At 63.2% G+C, this 13,815-nt stretch carries 13 protein-coding genes and 1 pseudogene; 5 read left to right on the forward strand and 9 right to left on the reverse strand.

The genetic code is table 11. From position 1 onward, the window contains the following. Positions 1–323 precede the first annotated feature (323 nt). The gene (locus NRB20_RS06075) at positions 324–1,337 is read left to right on the forward strand and encodes an alpha/beta fold hydrolase (RefSeq protein ID WP_153408256.1); all 1,014 of its coding nucleotides are present in this window, start codon (positions 324–326) and stop codon (positions 1,335–1,337) included. A gap of 476 nt (positions 1,338–1,813) precedes the next feature. Here the strand turns inward: NRB20_RS06075 and purU are convergent, their stop codons facing one another. From purU to NRB20_RS06090, 3 genes and pseudogenes are all read right to left on the reverse strand, one after another. Further along, positions 1,814–2,692 carry a formyltetrahydrofolate deformylase gene (gene purU, locus NRB20_RS06080; RefSeq protein ID WP_319944531.1) on the reverse strand — a complete coding sequence of 293 codons (879 nt, stop codon included), beginning with the start codon at positions 2,690–2,692 and terminating at the stop codon, positions 1,814–1,816. Further along, positions 2,689–3,069: a hypothetical protein gene (locus tag NRB20_RS06085; RefSeq protein WP_153408258.1), complete on the reverse strand. Its 381-nt coding sequence runs from the start codon at positions 3,067–3,069 to the stop codon at positions 2,689–2,691. The genes purU and NRB20_RS06085 overlap by 4 nt, the downstream gene beginning before the upstream one ends. Before the next feature lie 36 nt (positions 3,070–3,105). Beyond that, positions 3,106–3,531 (reverse strand): annotated as a pseudogene (locus NRB20_RS06090) (GNAT family N-acetyltransferase); the annotation flags it as partial. Between the two features lie 622 nt (positions 3,532–4,153). On the opposite strand from NRB20_RS06090, the gene deoC reads away from it, so the two are divergent. Continuing rightward, positions 4,154–4,840, forward strand: a complete 687-nt coding sequence (gene deoC / locus NRB20_RS06095; RefSeq protein ID WP_153408260.1) for a deoxyribose-phosphate aldolase — start codon at positions 4,154–4,156, stop codon at positions 4,838–4,840. Between the two features lie 9 nt (positions 4,841–4,849). Here the strand turns inward: deoC and NRB20_RS06100 are convergent, their stop codons facing one another. Beyond that, positions 4,850–5,587 carry an LmeA family phospholipid-binding protein gene (locus NRB20_RS06100; protein WP_153408262.1) on the reverse strand — a complete coding sequence of 246 codons (738 nt, stop codon included), beginning with the start codon at positions 5,585–5,587 and terminating at the stop codon, positions 4,850–4,852. 115 nt (positions 5,588–5,702) lie between these two features. Between NRB20_RS06100 and NRB20_RS06105 the strand changes: the two genes are divergently transcribed. After that, positions 5,703–6,386 (forward strand): hypothetical protein, encoded by a 684-nt coding sequence (locus NRB20_RS06105; RefSeq protein WP_227833230.1) that lies wholly within the window; start codon positions 5,703–5,705, stop codon positions 6,384–6,386. Positions 6,387–6,677: 291 nt separating this feature from the next. Here the strand turns inward: NRB20_RS06105 and NRB20_RS06110 are convergent, their stop codons facing one another. Continuing rightward, positions 6,678–7,421, reverse strand: a complete 744-nt coding sequence (locus NRB20_RS06110; protein WP_194289742.1) for an ESX secretion-associated protein EspG — start codon at positions 7,419–7,421, stop codon at positions 6,678–6,680. Continuing rightward, the gene (locus NRB20_RS06115) at positions 7,418–9,106 is read right to left on the reverse strand and encodes a hypothetical protein (protein WP_153408266.1); all 1,689 of its coding nucleotides are present in this window, start codon (positions 9,104–9,106) and stop codon (positions 7,418–7,420) included. The genes NRB20_RS06110 and NRB20_RS06115 overlap by 4 nt, the downstream gene beginning before the upstream one ends. Before the next feature lie 255 nt (positions 9,107–9,361). Between NRB20_RS06115 and NRB20_RS06120 the strand changes: the two genes are divergently transcribed. Beyond that, on the forward strand, positions 9,362–9,760 hold the full coding sequence (locus NRB20_RS06120) for a hypothetical protein (RefSeq protein ID WP_153408268.1): 399 nt from the start codon (positions 9,362–9,364) through the stop codon (positions 9,758–9,760). Next, positions 9,757–10,359, forward strand: a complete 603-nt coding sequence (locus tag NRB20_RS06125) for a DUF3558 domain-containing protein (RefSeq protein WP_153408270.1) — start codon at positions 9,757–9,759, stop codon at positions 10,357–10,359. Before NRB20_RS06120 ends, NRB20_RS06125 begins: the two co-directional genes overlap by 4 nt. Before the next feature lie 18 nt (positions 10,360–10,377). Here NRB20_RS06125 and NRB20_RS06130 read toward each other — a convergent pair whose 3' ends face one another. The 3 genes from NRB20_RS06130 to NRB20_RS06140 form a co-directional block, all read right to left on the reverse strand. Continuing rightward, a complete protein-coding gene (locus NRB20_RS06130) occupies positions 10,378–10,800 on the reverse strand; it encodes a hypothetical protein (RefSeq protein WP_153408272.1) in 423 nt (140 codons plus the stop codon). Between the two features lie 296 nt (positions 10,801–11,096). Beyond that, positions 11,097–13,463, reverse strand: a complete 2,367-nt coding sequence (locus NRB20_RS06135; protein ID WP_153408274.1) for a TPR repeat region-containing protein — start codon at positions 13,461–13,463, stop codon at positions 11,097–11,099. Beyond that, complete coding sequence (locus tag NRB20_RS06140; protein WP_153408276.1) at positions 13,460–13,789, reverse strand: hypothetical protein; 330 nt, start codon at positions 13,787–13,789, stop codon at positions 13,460–13,462. The genes NRB20_RS06135 and NRB20_RS06140 overlap by 4 nt, the downstream gene beginning before the upstream one ends. Between the last annotated feature and the right edge of the window lie 26 nt (positions 13,790–13,815).

Consider the following 13,815-nt stretch of genomic DNA (forward strand, 5'->3'; position numbering starts at 1 on the left):
TGAGCGGGGAAGTTGGTCCGGTGATCGGTTCGTGTGCAATTCGTTATCGGTGGTACCGGTAGCGCTTGCCGGATCGGCGGCGATATGTAGGGCAGAAAGGGGTTGGACGCCGGAACTCGATCGTTTCGCCCGGGTGGCAGTGCCACCGTGACGGTGCGAAATCGATATGAATCATGTTGCGGCGGAATGGGTATCCGTTCATTGCGAACTGCGCGTGGTGATCGCGGGACTCGACGGTGAGGCTCGGAGAATTCGATCACTGCTTGCACTAGCAAGCACTACGGTTAGCGCGGTAGTGTGCGAGAGGACACAAAGGAGTGCTCATGCTGGCGAAGCTGCCCCAGACGGTGACCGGACTGCGTTCCGGTGCCGATGCGCTGGTCGAGGCCCATCGCGGACGTCTGCGTTCGCGCAAGTACCGGACAGCCTCGCTGGATCCGCACCCCTCGCCCGAGGTCGTTCCCGTGGTCACCGCGGACGGCGCCCGGCTGCGGGTGCACGCCTACGGTCCCGAACAGGGCGATGTGATCGTGCTGATCCACGGTTGGTCCTGCTGCCTCGAGTACTGGAATCCGCAGATCAACGCCTTCGCCGACGAGTTCCGCGTGGTCGCCTACGATCAGCGCGGGCACGGTGAGAGCGAGTGGGGCACAAGGGCATTCGGCGCCGAGCAACTCGCCGAGGATCTGTCCGCGGTGTTGGACGCGGTGTTGCGTCCCGGCCAGCGGGCCGTGCTCGTCGGGCACAGCATGGGCGGGATGACGATCCAGGCGTGGGCGCAGCGTTATCCGGAGCAGGTCGCTCAGCGCGCCTCGGCGGTGCTGCTGGCCACCACCGCCGCCCGGCAGATTCCCGGCCGCGCCACCATCATCCCGATCATCGGCGAGCATCTCCCGACTCCGGTCTGGATCGCGCAGACAATTTTCGGTGCCCCGGTGCCGATTCCGGGCATCGCCCTCACCCGCAAACTGCTGCAATCGCGCATCATGACCCCCGACTGCGATCCGGAGGTGGCCGATTTCGCCCTCTCCATCACCCGGTCCTGCCGCCCCACCGTCCGCGGCGCGGTGGCACGCGACCTGGCCACCCTCGACCTGGGTGCCGCAGCGTCCAACATCACCGTCCCCACCAGCGTCGTCGCCGGTGAACACGACAAACTCCTCCCCACCGTGCACTCGGTCGAAATCGCCGACCTGCTGTCCGAGACGGGCAGCCTCGATCGCCTCCTCACCCTCCCCACCGGCCACCTGATCAACCTGGAGGCCCCCGCGGAATTCAACGCCGAACTCCGCCGCATGACCCATGTCGCCCGCCGCAGCACGGCGGTCGCCAGCTAGACCCGCCGTCGACTTTCGACGGCCCCGCAGGAAAAGCCGGTGGGGACGTGAGTCTCCACCCGCCAAGGCCGGTCAAGGGCGCCCGGTCTTGGCCCTGAGGATGGGCGGCGATCCGTTGATGGTGGATGCGGCCGGTATCTGTTCGGTCAGGGTGTCGACCCGTGCGTTGTCGGCCGTGTGGATCTCCGCCTCGGGCTCGGGGTAGTTGCAGAGTTTGCCTGTTCTGACACGAATTATGTTGGGGAGCACCGTATTCAGCGGATTTGGGCGCGGAGAGGACCTCGGCTCGGGGGTAGTTGCAGAGTTTGCCTGTTCTGACACGAATTATATTGAGGGGCACCGTATTCAGCGGATTCGGGCGCGGAGCGGACCCGGGCTCGAGTAGTTGCGGAGTATGCCGTTCTGACACGAATTGTATTGGGGGGCAGTGTATTCAGCGGTTGGGTGCGGAGCGGAACCGTTGCGGCTCGGTTTGCTCAGTTGAAGACGACTGTGCGATGTCCGTGTACGAGCACGCGCCCCTCGAGGTGCCAGCGCAAGCCGCGTGCCAGGACGACGCGTTCGATGTCGCGGCCCTGACGGACCATGTCGCGGACCTCGTCACCGTGATCGATCCGGATGACGTCCTGTTCGATGATCGGGCCCGCGTCGAGTTCCGCGGTGACGTAGTGGCAGGTCGCGCCGATCAGTTTGACGCCGCGCGCGAACGCCTGATGGTAGGGGCGCGCGCCGACGAACGAGGGCAGGAAGCTGTGGTGGATGTTGATCGCCCGGCCCGCCCAGTGCTCGCACAGATCAGCGGGCATGACCTGCATGAATCGGGCCAGCACCACGGCGTGCGGATCGTGTGCGTCGACCAGTTCGCGCATCCGGGCGAAGGCCGGTCCGCGCTCGGCCGGGTCCTTCGGGAACGGCACGTGGTGGAATTCGATGCCGTGCGCGCGGGTCACCTCGGCGAGATCGGGATGGTTGCCGATCACCGCCTCGATGGTCGCGGGCAGTTCCCCGCTGGCGGCTCGGCCGAGCAGATCGTGCAGGCAGTGCGCATCCCGGCTGACCAGCAGCACCGCCCGCCGCCGCACCCCCGAATCGAGCAGCTGCCATTCGGTGTCCGCCCCGAACTCCGCCGCGACCTGTCCGAACCGTGCCCGCAATTCGTCCAGCCCGAACGGCACCGTCGAGGCCGTGATCGCCTGCCGCGTGAAGAACCACCCGGAGTCGATATCCGAGTGATACCCGGCCTCCATGATCGATCCGCCGAATCCCGCGATGAACGAGGTGATCCGCGCGATGATCCCCGGCCGGTCCGGGCATCCGAGCGTCAGCACGAACCGCCGATCCTCACCCGCGCTCACGCCGCGACCAGCCTGGTTCCGGGGGCGCACGCAACAGCGGACGACGATGACCCGCGCGGATGTTCGGCTCCGAAATGCGCGCTCGACCGGTCGTACTCGGAGGAGTTCCGCACATCGGCCGTCATGAGCATGGGGCGCGCTGCCTGGCTGCGTACGGAGTCGCGGCCGGTGGCTGCCGGATACCTCTCCGGTGCTGTTTCGCGCGGGGCGTCGGTGCGCTCGACATCGTCAACTGTGTTCGGTGTCAACAGTTTCCGTGCCGAGGAATTCGCGTTGCCCGAACGATCGGCCTCGGTGAGTACCCGTTCGAGGGCTGCCGGTCGGTTGCGGTAGATCTGTGCCCATCGCTCGGGTGGCTTACTCGGACGCACGTTCATGCCCTCATCCTCGCAGGTGACGAAGGTGCTGCTGCTTCAGAGTGCGTAGAACGGGTCCGCGTAGCGGAATTCGCCGGTGAGGCCGGGCTCGTAGGTGGTGAGGGGGCGGACCTGGAAGTGGGAGGTCCAGGCGGGGTTGTCCGGGAAGATGCCGAGGCGGGGGCCGGGCTGAAAACCGAAGCGCGGGTAGTACTCCAGGCTGCCGAGCAGGGCGACCAGGGGTTCGTCCAGGGCGTCGGCCGCGCCGAGGGCGGCGTGCATCAGGGCCGAGCCGACGCCGGCGCGCTGATGTTCGGGCAGCACGCCGATCGGGCCCAGAGCGAGCACCGGATACGGGCCGACACCGGCGCGGGTGAGGCAGACGTGTCCGACGACGCGGCCCAGGACCTCGGCGACCAGCGACAATGTCGGCATCCAGGCGGCATCGGCGCGCAGCTGATGGACCAGAGCGACCTCGGCGGGTTCGGCGGCTTCCTGACCGGGTGTGGTGGCGACTTGGGCGTGTGCGGCGGCGTTCTGGCCGGGTGTGGTGGCGACTTGGGCGTGTGCGGCGGCGTTCTGGCCGGGTGTGGTGGCGACTTGGGCGTGTGCGGCGGCGACCTGGCCGGGTGCGGTGGCGTTCTGGCGGGGTGCGGTGGCGACTTCGGCTGGTGTGGCGGGGTTCTCGGCGGGTGCGGTGGGGTTCTCGGCGGGTGCGGTGGCGACTTGGGCGGGTGTGGCGGTGGCCTGGCCGGGTGTGGTGGCGACTTGGGCGTGCGCGGCGGCGGCCTGGCCGGGTGTGGCGGCGACTTCGGCGGGCGTGGCGGCGACCTCTGCAGGTTCGGCGGCGTCCTCGGCGCGGGCGAACGCGGCTCGATGCACGGCATCGATCGCGGATATGTCGCCGTCCCGTTCACGACGGATCAGCACGGTGACCGTCTCCTCCCCTTCGACCGAGCCCGGCCGCATCCGTGAATGATGCCCGCACGACCGGCATCACGAGTGTGCGGGACGAACCGGCTCCGGCGCAACGAGATACATGTCCCCGCGCCCGTGAAACCGCGCGCGCGAAACGTGTCGGTGGGGTGTGCCAGACTCTGTGTTCATGGCCGATATCTCGTCGCAGACCGGAGTTCGCGCGCGCACCCGCGGGGAGGTGGCGGCGATGATCGACCACACCCTGCTCGCGCCGGGCGCCACCGCGGCCGATGTCGCCGCGACCATCGACGAGGCGCGGGAGCTGGGCGTCTACGCGGTGTGCCTGTCGCCGTCGATGCTGCCGGTCCGGGCGCCCGGGCTGGTCGTCGCCACGGTCGCGGGGTTCCCGTCGGGCAAACATCATTCGCTGATCAAGGGCAGTGAGGCGCGGCTCGCGGTGGAGCAGGGCGCGGCCGAGGTCGACATGGTCATCGATGTCGGGGCGGCGCTGGCGGCGGATTACAACGCGGTGCTCGCCGACATCATCACCGTGCGCGAGGCCGTCGGCGACGACACGGTACTGAAGGTGATCATCGAATCCGCGGCGCTCCCCGATGCCACCATCGCCGAGGTGTGCCGCGTCGCCGAGAACGCCGGTGCGAATTTCGTGAAGACCTCCACCGGATTTCATCCCGCCGGGGGTGCCGAGGTGCGCGCGGTGCGGATCATGGCCGACACGGTCGGCGGGCGGCTGGGGATCAAGGCCAGCGGCGGTATCCGCACCGCCGAGTTCGCGGCCGAGCTGATCGCCGCGGGGGCGACCAGGCTCGGTATGTCCGCGTCTCGCGCTGTGCTGCAAGGGTTTCCGGGGTAGGCCCGATACTCAGCAGCTGACCTGGGTCTGAGAGTCGTTGCCCTGCAACGTGCTCGCGCCGCCGGTGAGCTTCACCTCGATACCGGTGTCGGTGACGGTGACCTGGCTCGGGTGCATGTCGAGCGGGTAGTTCTTCAGGCTCTGCGTCATCGACTTCACGATGTTGTCGACCAGGTCGTTGGGGATGCCGATCACGCCGAGCAGGGTGGCCTTGTTCGTGTCGACCTGGATCTGGTCGTTCACGATGTGCGGGGTCAGTTGCAGATCCGCCAGGCCGCCGAGCACCTTCACATCCAGGGTGCCCGCGCTCGGATCCGAGGTCACGCCCGAGACCAGGCCCTGGAGTGTCTGGGTGATGCCGTCGTCGCTCCAGGTGGCGTCGGCGCTGGAGCTGGCGACGGTGGCGTTGTTGCCGCTCATGCCGATGTCGTTGAGCGTGGCGCGCACCTTCATGCCGACGGCCGGGCCGAATTTGGCGTCGTCACTGGTCACGGTGACCGAGCCGACCTTGTGGTCGAAGTAGGTGAGCAGCAACGGTTTCGCGCCGAAGCTCACCGAAACCTTGCTGCCCAGGCTCTTTTCCAGCTGGGTCGCGATACATTGCGAGAAGTGTTTGCGGGCATAGGTTTCGAGGCCGACCGCGGTGCCGACGATGGCCAGCACGATCACGATTCCGACGATCAGCACGATTCGGCGCACGTTCCGGCCGCGGCGCGGCGCGGCGGTCGCGGTGTCTGGAAGGCTCATGTCTGCGATTCTTCCCGAAATTTCTGAGCCCGTTCTGTGGAACCGATGAAGCCACGATTGCGAGTCGCGCCCGAATGTGACATACCGCACAAGCTCCGGGCGTAGCCTGGATCACATGTCCAGGGAAGCCGGTGCCGCCAGCGGGGGGCCCGGCGGCCGTAATCCGCGTAATCAGGCCGGGCCGCGCGCGCGTCGGCAGACGGGTGTGGCCGGGCGATTACGCGATCCGGAGCAGGCGTGGTCGGTCTTGCAGCGGCTCGCGGGCCGCTACGCCGGATACTTCACCACCCGCACGGTGGTCCGGGCCGGTTGCGAGGAGCTGATCCGCCCCGCGGTGGACGACGGCCGCGTCGTCCGGGTCGGCGTCGGTCTGATGCGCCTGGGCGATTGGCCCGCCGGCCCGCTGGACGACTACGCGAAATGGTCGGCCTGGTTCGACGGCGCGGCCGCGGTCTCCCACCACAGCGCCGCCGAGTTACACGGCATCGGCCGCCTCCGCCCCCGCTTCGTCCACATGTCCGCCAGCGGCGGCCGCCTCCCCAGCTCACCCGGCCTCGTCGTACTCCGCCGCGCCCTCCGCCGCACCGACGTCGAATCCGCAGGCGCCTTCCTGGTAACCACCCCCCTACGCACCATCCTGGACCTCGCCGAATCCGGCATCGGCCAGATAGCCCTGGACGAGGTAGTAGCCGACGCCGTCGCCATCGACCGCTGCAACCCCGACGAAATCTTCACCGCCGCAGCAACTCTCGCGGATCGTGCCACGGTCCGCCTACGTCGCTCGGTCGACCGCGCCTGACTGTTGCAGTGGCTTTCGCGGATCGTGCCATGGTCTGTCCCGCGTCGTTCGGTGGATCGTGCCTGACTGTTGCACTGGTTTCGCGGATCGAGCCGCAGTCTGTTTGCGTCGCTCGGTCGACCGCGCCTGAGTGTTGCACTGGCTTTCGTTGATCGCGTCAGGTTCTGTCTGCGTCGTTCACTGAGCGCGTCTCAATATTGCTGTGACCGGATCGGCCCGTGATCCTGTTGCGCTCGAGGTATCGGAGTGCCGCACGGGAATGGCGTCGGAATGGACAACTCGGAGTCACCGCTATGGCATGACATTACGGTGAATGTGTTGGGCGATCACTTCGAACGATGCCGGGGCGATGGTGGCTTCGTCGTTCTCGACGGAGACGAGGTAGCGACCGGCGGCGCGGCGTTCGGGATCGACATCGAACCAGCTGACGTATTGCGGTTCCCGGGAGATGCGGCGTTCGATGCGCAGGAAGCCCTCTGCCGTGCGAGGGGCTCGCAATAGCGCCCGGATTCGTTCCTCGACCGGTTTGCGTCCACGGTTGTCCGGCAGCCATGTGCTGGGCGGCAGCTCACCTCGGACACGTGGGGTGTAGCCGATCAGCTGTTTGACCTTGCCAGCTTCGGCAGGCGGCAGAGTGGCGGCGACGTTGCGTCCGAGCTGTGCGCGCTGGGTGACGATGAGAATGACATCACCACCGAAATCTGCTGATTCCGTGGGCTTTTGACATAGCACGATGCCGTGGTTGCCGACGGCTGCCGCCAGTGTGCGAATCCGCAGATTCGACTGGTGGAACTTTCCCCAGACGACGATCCGCACTTCGGGGTTGGCCAGTGCGCGAAGTGGTCCGGTGAGGTCAGGGTCGCCGTGACGCGGGTAGCGAGTGCTGATCTCCGCGCGGAGTCTCGCGTATTCCGTACTCGTGGTTGGAGTTTGGGCGACGCTGATCGGATACGGAGTGTCGTCGGAGCCGGTCTCGGCATCCCACACGTAGGCGAATTCGTCGGGAGTGAATTGCCAACGAGTCTGTGTGCTCACCGACCGGTTTCCGGCGTCTTGTCGGCGGTGTTCGCCTCTGCGGGCTTCTCCCGGTCCGTCGAATTCGAGTCGGTATCGGTGGTCTTTTTGGAAGAGTCTGTGCCCCAACCATATTCGGAGAAGAGACTGCTCAGCGCGGGATCGATCTTGGCGGGCTGGGGAGGCTCTGCCGTGGTGGATTCCGTTGGGGTATCCGGTGTTCGGGGCGGCGGACTATCACTGGTGGGCGCGGCGCTGGCTACTTCGGTGAATGCCGGGGCCTGCCGTCGCGGGGCCGCTGCTGACGCCTGAGATGTCTCCGCAGCGGAATCTTCCTGTGCGGCAACGGAATCTGGACCGATAACCGCAGCCGGAGTCTCCAACCCCGCTGTCCAGTCCGGTGCTACCCGCCGCAAATAATCAGGACTGAAATGTTCCTTCTCGTCCTGCTTATCTGATTTGCCCGCGTGCGGTGCCATCGATCCGGTTGGCATCCGGGCCGCATTGACTCCCGCAGCGGCGGCCGAGGCGGCGCGTGCGGCTCCGGCGGCCGTCGCGTTGCCGGGTACGCCTGGCAGCGACTTCCCCGCGCCGCCACCCGTCGATGACTTCGAACCGCCACCGGGACTGAAGAATCCGTCCGATGCGGCCGCGTTCGCGCTGCCTGGCGCCTGTGTGCTCGGCGAATATCCGGCGGTCGTCGTGGACGTCGGCGATTGGCTGGTGCTCTGCGGTGTCGTCGCCGAGTTCAACCCGGCCGGCGTCGTTCCCGTCGAATGCGAGTTGGTGGGATCGGAAGAGGGCTGCTGGTCCTGCTGCTGCGAATCAGGCTTGGCCGCAGCAGGTTCCGTGCCGTGCTGAGAGTTGGCGTTGTTCGGTGCCGAAGTGGTATTCGAAGGTGCGGAAGTTGTTGTGTCGGAACCGATGTGGGTCACCTTCGGCACATCGACATAGGATGCGATCCCACTTCCGGCAGGCGGATAGCTGGGCGTATACAGCATCTCCATGGCGTGCACAGCCGCATCCCGCGCGGCCTTGCGCTGCGTCTCGAGCTTGTCGGCATAGGCCGGATTGATCAGGCCCGGCAAGATCGACTGATTCGGATCATCCGGATTCACCGTCACGTTCGCCGCACCGGCTGGTGGGGGCTGCACGGCGAGTTTGATCGCCTCCGCCGCCCACGCCATCGAGTCCAGTCGTTGGCTCACCGCCGCGAACACCTGCCCGATCTGATTGGCGGCGTTGGCAACTCGCTCCGAAGCCGCATGCGCCGCAGTGCCGCTGACACCGTCCCACAACCCGTGATTGAAGATGTTGTTCATCCCCAGCAGATTGAACGTCGAAAGGTTCTCCAGATCGCTCGCGGCATCGAACCAGTTCTTCCGCAACTGCTGCAAACCAGCTACATCCATACCGCCCGAGCCATCCGCCTTACCGTGCACCGCGGCATAGATCTCTTCATGGCTCATCTTCGCGAAGTGCTCATCGGTCTTCGCGTAATCCGGATCGGTCCCCGCCCCGAGACTGCTCAGTTGACTGTTCTGCGCCTTGGCCTGCGCCGCGGATTCAGCGACCTTCCGCTGCGCATCCTGAACCTTCTGGATGTCCTGCGCACTCATCACGCCCGGAATCCCGCTCTGGAACGTCGTGATCGGCGAGTTCGGCAGAAAAGGTGCAGGTGACTGCGGATCGTTCGAATCACCCATGCTGGTCCCCCTGGCTGGCCTCGGCCGGGAATACACGGCCTTCTTCTTGGCTCTCGCAGATTAACACGCAGTCAGCCGGAACTGTCCAGTGCGGAGCAACCGCAGTGGACATCACCAGCGCTCGGCCAGCGCCCAAGCCCGCTCCCGGTGCCGCATGCCCGGCCGGTCCGCAGCCCCTACGTCGTTGCCGACGCACCGGGTAGGAGAGCCTGGATCGGGTAGTCTGCTGCCGAGACCGCTACAAGGGGGCGTGAGATGGGCATACCACAGATCGACTTCGGCAACGCGGAGATCAAGGCGCTGAACGAGGCGGTAGCCAACGGCAGCTTCTCGATCACGGCCGAGGCCGCGCACGAGGCGAAGCATCAATACGACGTGATGCTCACGGAGATTGCTCGTGTCCGGCAGCAGGTAAACCGTGCCACACATGTCACCGGGTTCGGAGGTTTTCAGTCCGCGCAGGAGCTACAGGCGGGCTTTGCCAATAAGGCGACGGACGGGGTTGCGGTAGTTGATCAGCTGTCCGATGCTGTGCGACAAGTGCAAATCGCGTATCTGCGTGCAGGAAAACAGTTCGAGGAAGCAGATCAGGTCAACGCCGACCGCCTGAGAAGGCTGGCGAATACTACCCAAGACAACGGTGATGCATCTTGAAAGTTTTTCAATTAACAGTAACCGCCGTGCTACCGCTAGTACTTCTGGGGACTGCCTGCGCGAAAGGCAGTGACCCCAAGCCTGACAATGCCGCCACTACTGTTGTAAGCCAGGCTCCGAGCATTACTGCGTCTCTTGATCCGGCCCCCGCGCAGCATAACCATGGTCGGAGTGCGGTTATGTTTGATCCGTGTACTGGAATCGGCGATTCGGTTATTGAAAAAATAGGGTTCGACCCTCGCACGAGAAAGCGGGACGACTACATAGACGAAGACTACTCGTTCATTGGGTGTCTATTCGACCAAAATGGTACGGTTGATGGAAGCGTCATGAATACCCACGAACTGAGAATTGATTCTTCTAATATTACACTGGATGAATTCCGTAAACGCGATGCTGGAAAATTGACTACGGTCAAGGTTAATGGACAAGATGCGCTGATGCGTAAAGATGGTGCAGAGACGTGCTTCCTGGATATCCCGGGACCTGACGGTACGCTTAATTTTCAGTTCGGTGTATTGGATCCGCACTCTACCGAGAATCCTTGCGATCGAGCTATCGCTATTGCAGGCGTGATTCAAGCCGCCGTACCTAAATAGAGTACGGCGCACACTAATTCAATGACTGGGGCATGAAATTGGATGACCAAGACGGGCGACGACCTGGTAGTGGAGTAGTGAAATTTCGCTCGTTGTGTCAACGGGGGAATCGGTGTTGGTGTCGGTGGTATTTCTGATTTCTTTCAAGCTCTTGAGGTTGCCGTTAGCGTCGAATAGTAGAAAATGGAATTTCTTCAGATCTTCCGGGATGTTCGTGCAGCTCAATTCCTTATGCTGCAACGCTAGTTTGTTCATCTCGCCGCGGTAACCCGTAGGGTACGGTGCGCCGCAAGAGGGTGTATGGCCGTAGCGGTCTATCAGGGTGTCATACACCGTATTCAGATCGTCGATCGGTGTACTCGAAAATGCTTTGTCCGGTGAGATGGACTTGATTTCATCGAGTGGTTTCAGATGATCACCCTGATATAGCTCAGAGTACATCCACCGAATGTCTTCCTGCTCCTTGATGCATGCGACTTTGGCGTATTTCTGCTCAAGGCTGAGTGGCTTATCGACAGCGGGCGTTGTGTAGGCGTTACTACGGTTGAAAACGACTAGTACGACGATTATTCCGATCGATGCGAAAAGGCCGCATAGTATCTCTACCGTGTGCTCTATGGCGTACCGCTTGATGGCCCGTCCTCCTTCTCCGTCCGGTTACTTCGATCTCGTTCAACGGCTTCGATAGTGTCGCAGATTCGGCAGATAGTCGCTAATCGTGTGATTATTGACCTCCATCATCTCCGGTGACTCATGGTGACGTCGCTGTATCCGTCTCTCATCGAGTTAGCGTGATTATCGTTATATCCGAGCTGGTTGAACAGAGTTGTGACCGCGCTGGCAGGGTTCGTTTCGCTTGGATTCGATGGATCGTACGGCATTGATCTGATCTCCGACCATGACTTCAAATTCCCGTTGGCATCGAAGAGTTCAGAGTAGTTCGACCGGAGGTTGTCGGGGATCTGGGTATTGGCCAGAACGGCGTAGGCTTGTTGATCGAAGTTCGGCGGATTCAAGCCGATATCGTCGCTCGACGCGGTGGGTGCGGGTCCAATTATCGCATCTTTGAGCGGATCGCCGCCCAGACCGAGGATTTTGGATACTCCGTCACTGTAAGGAAGCTGCGCGGTGATCTTGTCGTCACCACTGCCAATCGGTACGCTGGTGGTGACCAGACTTTTGACTAGTTCGAACGCCTGTTTCTTTTGGCTGTATGCGTCCTGTGCAATCTGATTCGTATCTTTGGTTTGTGCGCTGATCTCATCTCGTAATCCACTGTCTACCAAGCCCTGTAGTATGCCGGAGTTGTACAGGTGGGCGCGTGCGTTATGGGCATTCGGATCATGACCATATTCTACTTGTTGTTGCAGCGACGCAGCCAATGCATGTGCGTTGAAGTTCTGACCGGCCACAGAGTCCGTGTTCATCAGTGAGAAAATATTCTTCGACCCGGAAAAATAATTCTTTCCGGAGGGGTCCGTCCAGCTCTTATCGGGTGGAATGGTTACGTCGAATCCATCCTTGGACTGATTTGTGGTGTTGGTGAGATCGTTGATGTACGGGCTGAGGCCGGTTGAGAGCGACCGCATGAGTTCGGGATTGAGTTGACCAACGGTGCTGTGGTTGGTGTCTGGAATGTCGTAGAGCTTCCATTTGTCGTCGCCACCGGCGAAATGGTTCGGAGTGTTGTCGCTGGCCGCGAACCGTGCAAACGAGTTCATGATTGCGGATTGATGGCGTGCGGCATCGGCGTCGACCGGATTGTGCGGATTCGAGTGGTCAGCGAAGTTGAAGAGGGTGGAGACTGATTTGCCCTGGTCGGACCACTTGTGGGTCAGTGCGTCGTGGTAGAACTGCTCGTTCGGTTTGCCGTCGGGGGCTACGAGTTGTTGGACTGCGGGTTTGTCGTCGCCGACGCTGCTGAAGAAGCGTTCGGTGATCGCCTGATGGTCACCCGCGCCCTTGCCGTCTACCTGGAACGTAATTGCATTCTTGCTGGGGTTCTGTTCCCACGCGGTTTGTGCGCTCAGGTACTTGGCTCCGTCGTTGAGGATCTTTTTGTCGAGTTCGGTGTTGTATCGGACGCTGGGATCGGCGGTTCCGGCGATTTTTGCGATTGCCTGGTTGTCGGCTACGCCATTGAGGCTGATCGTGTTGGAAGTTCCGGGATTTGCGGAGGTGACCAGGTCTTTGCGGTCGAGGGACTGGAGAATCTTCTTCGGCATCAGGTTGCTTCCGCCCTTCTCGGGGACGGCGGGGTTGTTCTTGATGCCCGAGGTGATGTTGTCGGTGGAGATCAGTTGGAGGGAGTTCGCGAGGCCCTTTTGGGCGTCGGGTGGGAGTTTGTCCATGATCTGCTGGATTTCCTGGGGGCTCTTGCCGTCCAGGGATCGGCTGATCTGGTTGATGTACTCCATTTGGGCTGCGGGGATGGTTACGGCGTTTCCGCTGTGGAGTGCGGCGGTTTGTTCGGGGGTGAGGTGGCCGGCGTCGATCAGGCGTTGAATCTCGTCCTCGGACATGTGTTGTGGGTCTTTGAGCAGTTGGGCCGCGTCTTTCTTGGCCTGGTCCGTGCCGAGTGCGGCGGGGGAGGCGAAGGCGATCGCGAGACCGTTTCGGGCGTTATTCAACGCGTCTCGGACGCCGATGTCCGCGACCAGGGCGTCGTGGATCGCGCTCTGCAAGTCGCTGTTCATCTTGCCCATTCGCACCAGCTCGTCGTTGCTGATGTTGCCGCTCCGGCCGACGGTCAGGCTGATCTCGCTGACTGTCCAGCCGTTGTGGTCACATTCGGCCAGCAGGCCGCGCGCACGTCGTAGGGGTGCGTCGATCGTGCCGACGCCCTGGCGTGCCAGCTTGGCTACCGCACCGAGCTTGTCCACCAACTGTTGCACCGCCCTGAGGTCGCCGGTCGCGCGGTCGTGTGCGGCCCGGGCGGTCTTGCCGTCCCAGTACGCACCGTCGACCTTCGTGACGGCGTCGACGTAATGCTGAAAAACACCCTCGAGGGCGGAACCGAGCTGATCCCACTCGTCGGCCCAGCTGTTGAGCGTGGCGGGGTTGGCTTTGCGCACCCATTCCAGGGGCGAAGCGGGGCCGGTCATTTCGACACATCCGGGGTCCAGTCGCCAGTGGCGTTCTTGTACAGGGTGATGAGGGCGTCCGCGGCTTTGTCGTCCTGCGACTTGAACTGTGCGGCAACGGAAGTCATGACGTCGCCGGTCTCGTTCAGGCGGACTTTCGCGGTGGGTAGCAGTGCGCCGGTGATGAGATCTCGGGTGATCTGGGCGGCGGCGGTCGCCGACAGTAGTGGGTCGTTCGCGTTCGGGTCGGGTGGGTTCTTCCCCTTGACGTTCGCCGCGTCGTTCGCCAGGTTGTGCAGCGTTTTCGCGAGCTTGTTCAGGTTTTCGAGATCGACAGTGAAGGTCATAAGCCCCCCTTGGTGTGACATTTCGT

The sequence above is a fragment of the Nocardia macrotermitis genome (genome assembly GCF_009604405.1).
GTDB lineage: Bacteria > Actinomycetota > Actinomycetes > Mycobacteriales > Mycobacteriaceae > Nocardia > Nocardia macrotermitis.

What these genes read in the sequence shown, in the direction of transcription:
- NRB20_RS06105 (WP_227833230.1), top strand. Translation starts at nt 5,703, where the DNA reads ATGTCCAGGGAAGCCGGTGCCGCCAGCGGGGGGCCCGGCGGCCGTAAT.
- NRB20_RS06115 (WP_153408266.1), bottom strand. Translation starts at nt 9,106, where the DNA reads ATGGGTGATTCGAACGATCCGCAGTCACCTGCACCTTTTCTGCCGAAC.
- NRB20_RS06100 (WP_153408262.1), bottom strand. Translation starts at nt 5,587, where the DNA reads ATGAGCCTTCCAGACACCGCGACCGCCGCGCCGCGCCGCGGCCGGAAC.
- NRB20_RS06085 (WP_153408258.1), bottom strand. Translation starts at nt 3,069, where the DNA reads ATGAACGTGCGTCCGAGTAAGCCACCCGAGCGATGGGCACAGATCTAC.
- deoC (WP_153408260.1), top strand. Translation starts at nt 4,154, where the DNA reads ATGGCCGATATCTCGTCGCAGACCGGAGTTCGCGCGCGCACCCGCGGG.
- NRB20_RS06140 (WP_153408276.1), bottom strand. Translation starts at nt 13,789, where the DNA reads ATGACCTTCACTGTCGATCTCGAAAACCTGAACAAGCTCGCGAAAACG.
- NRB20_RS06130 (WP_153408272.1), bottom strand. Translation starts at nt 10,800, where the DNA reads ATGTACTCTGAGCTATATCAGGGTGATCATCTGAAACCACTCGATGAA.
- NRB20_RS06075 (WP_153408256.1), top strand. Translation starts at nt 324, where the DNA reads ATGCTGGCGAAGCTGCCCCAGACGGTGACCGGACTGCGTTCCGGTGCC.
- NRB20_RS06120 (WP_153408268.1), top strand. Translation starts at nt 9,362, where the DNA reads ATGGGCATACCACAGATCGACTTCGGCAACGCGGAGATCAAGGCGCTG.
- NRB20_RS06135 (WP_153408274.1), bottom strand. Translation starts at nt 13,463, where the DNA reads ATGACCGGCCCCGCTTCGCCCCTGGAATGGGTGCGCAAAGCCAACCCC.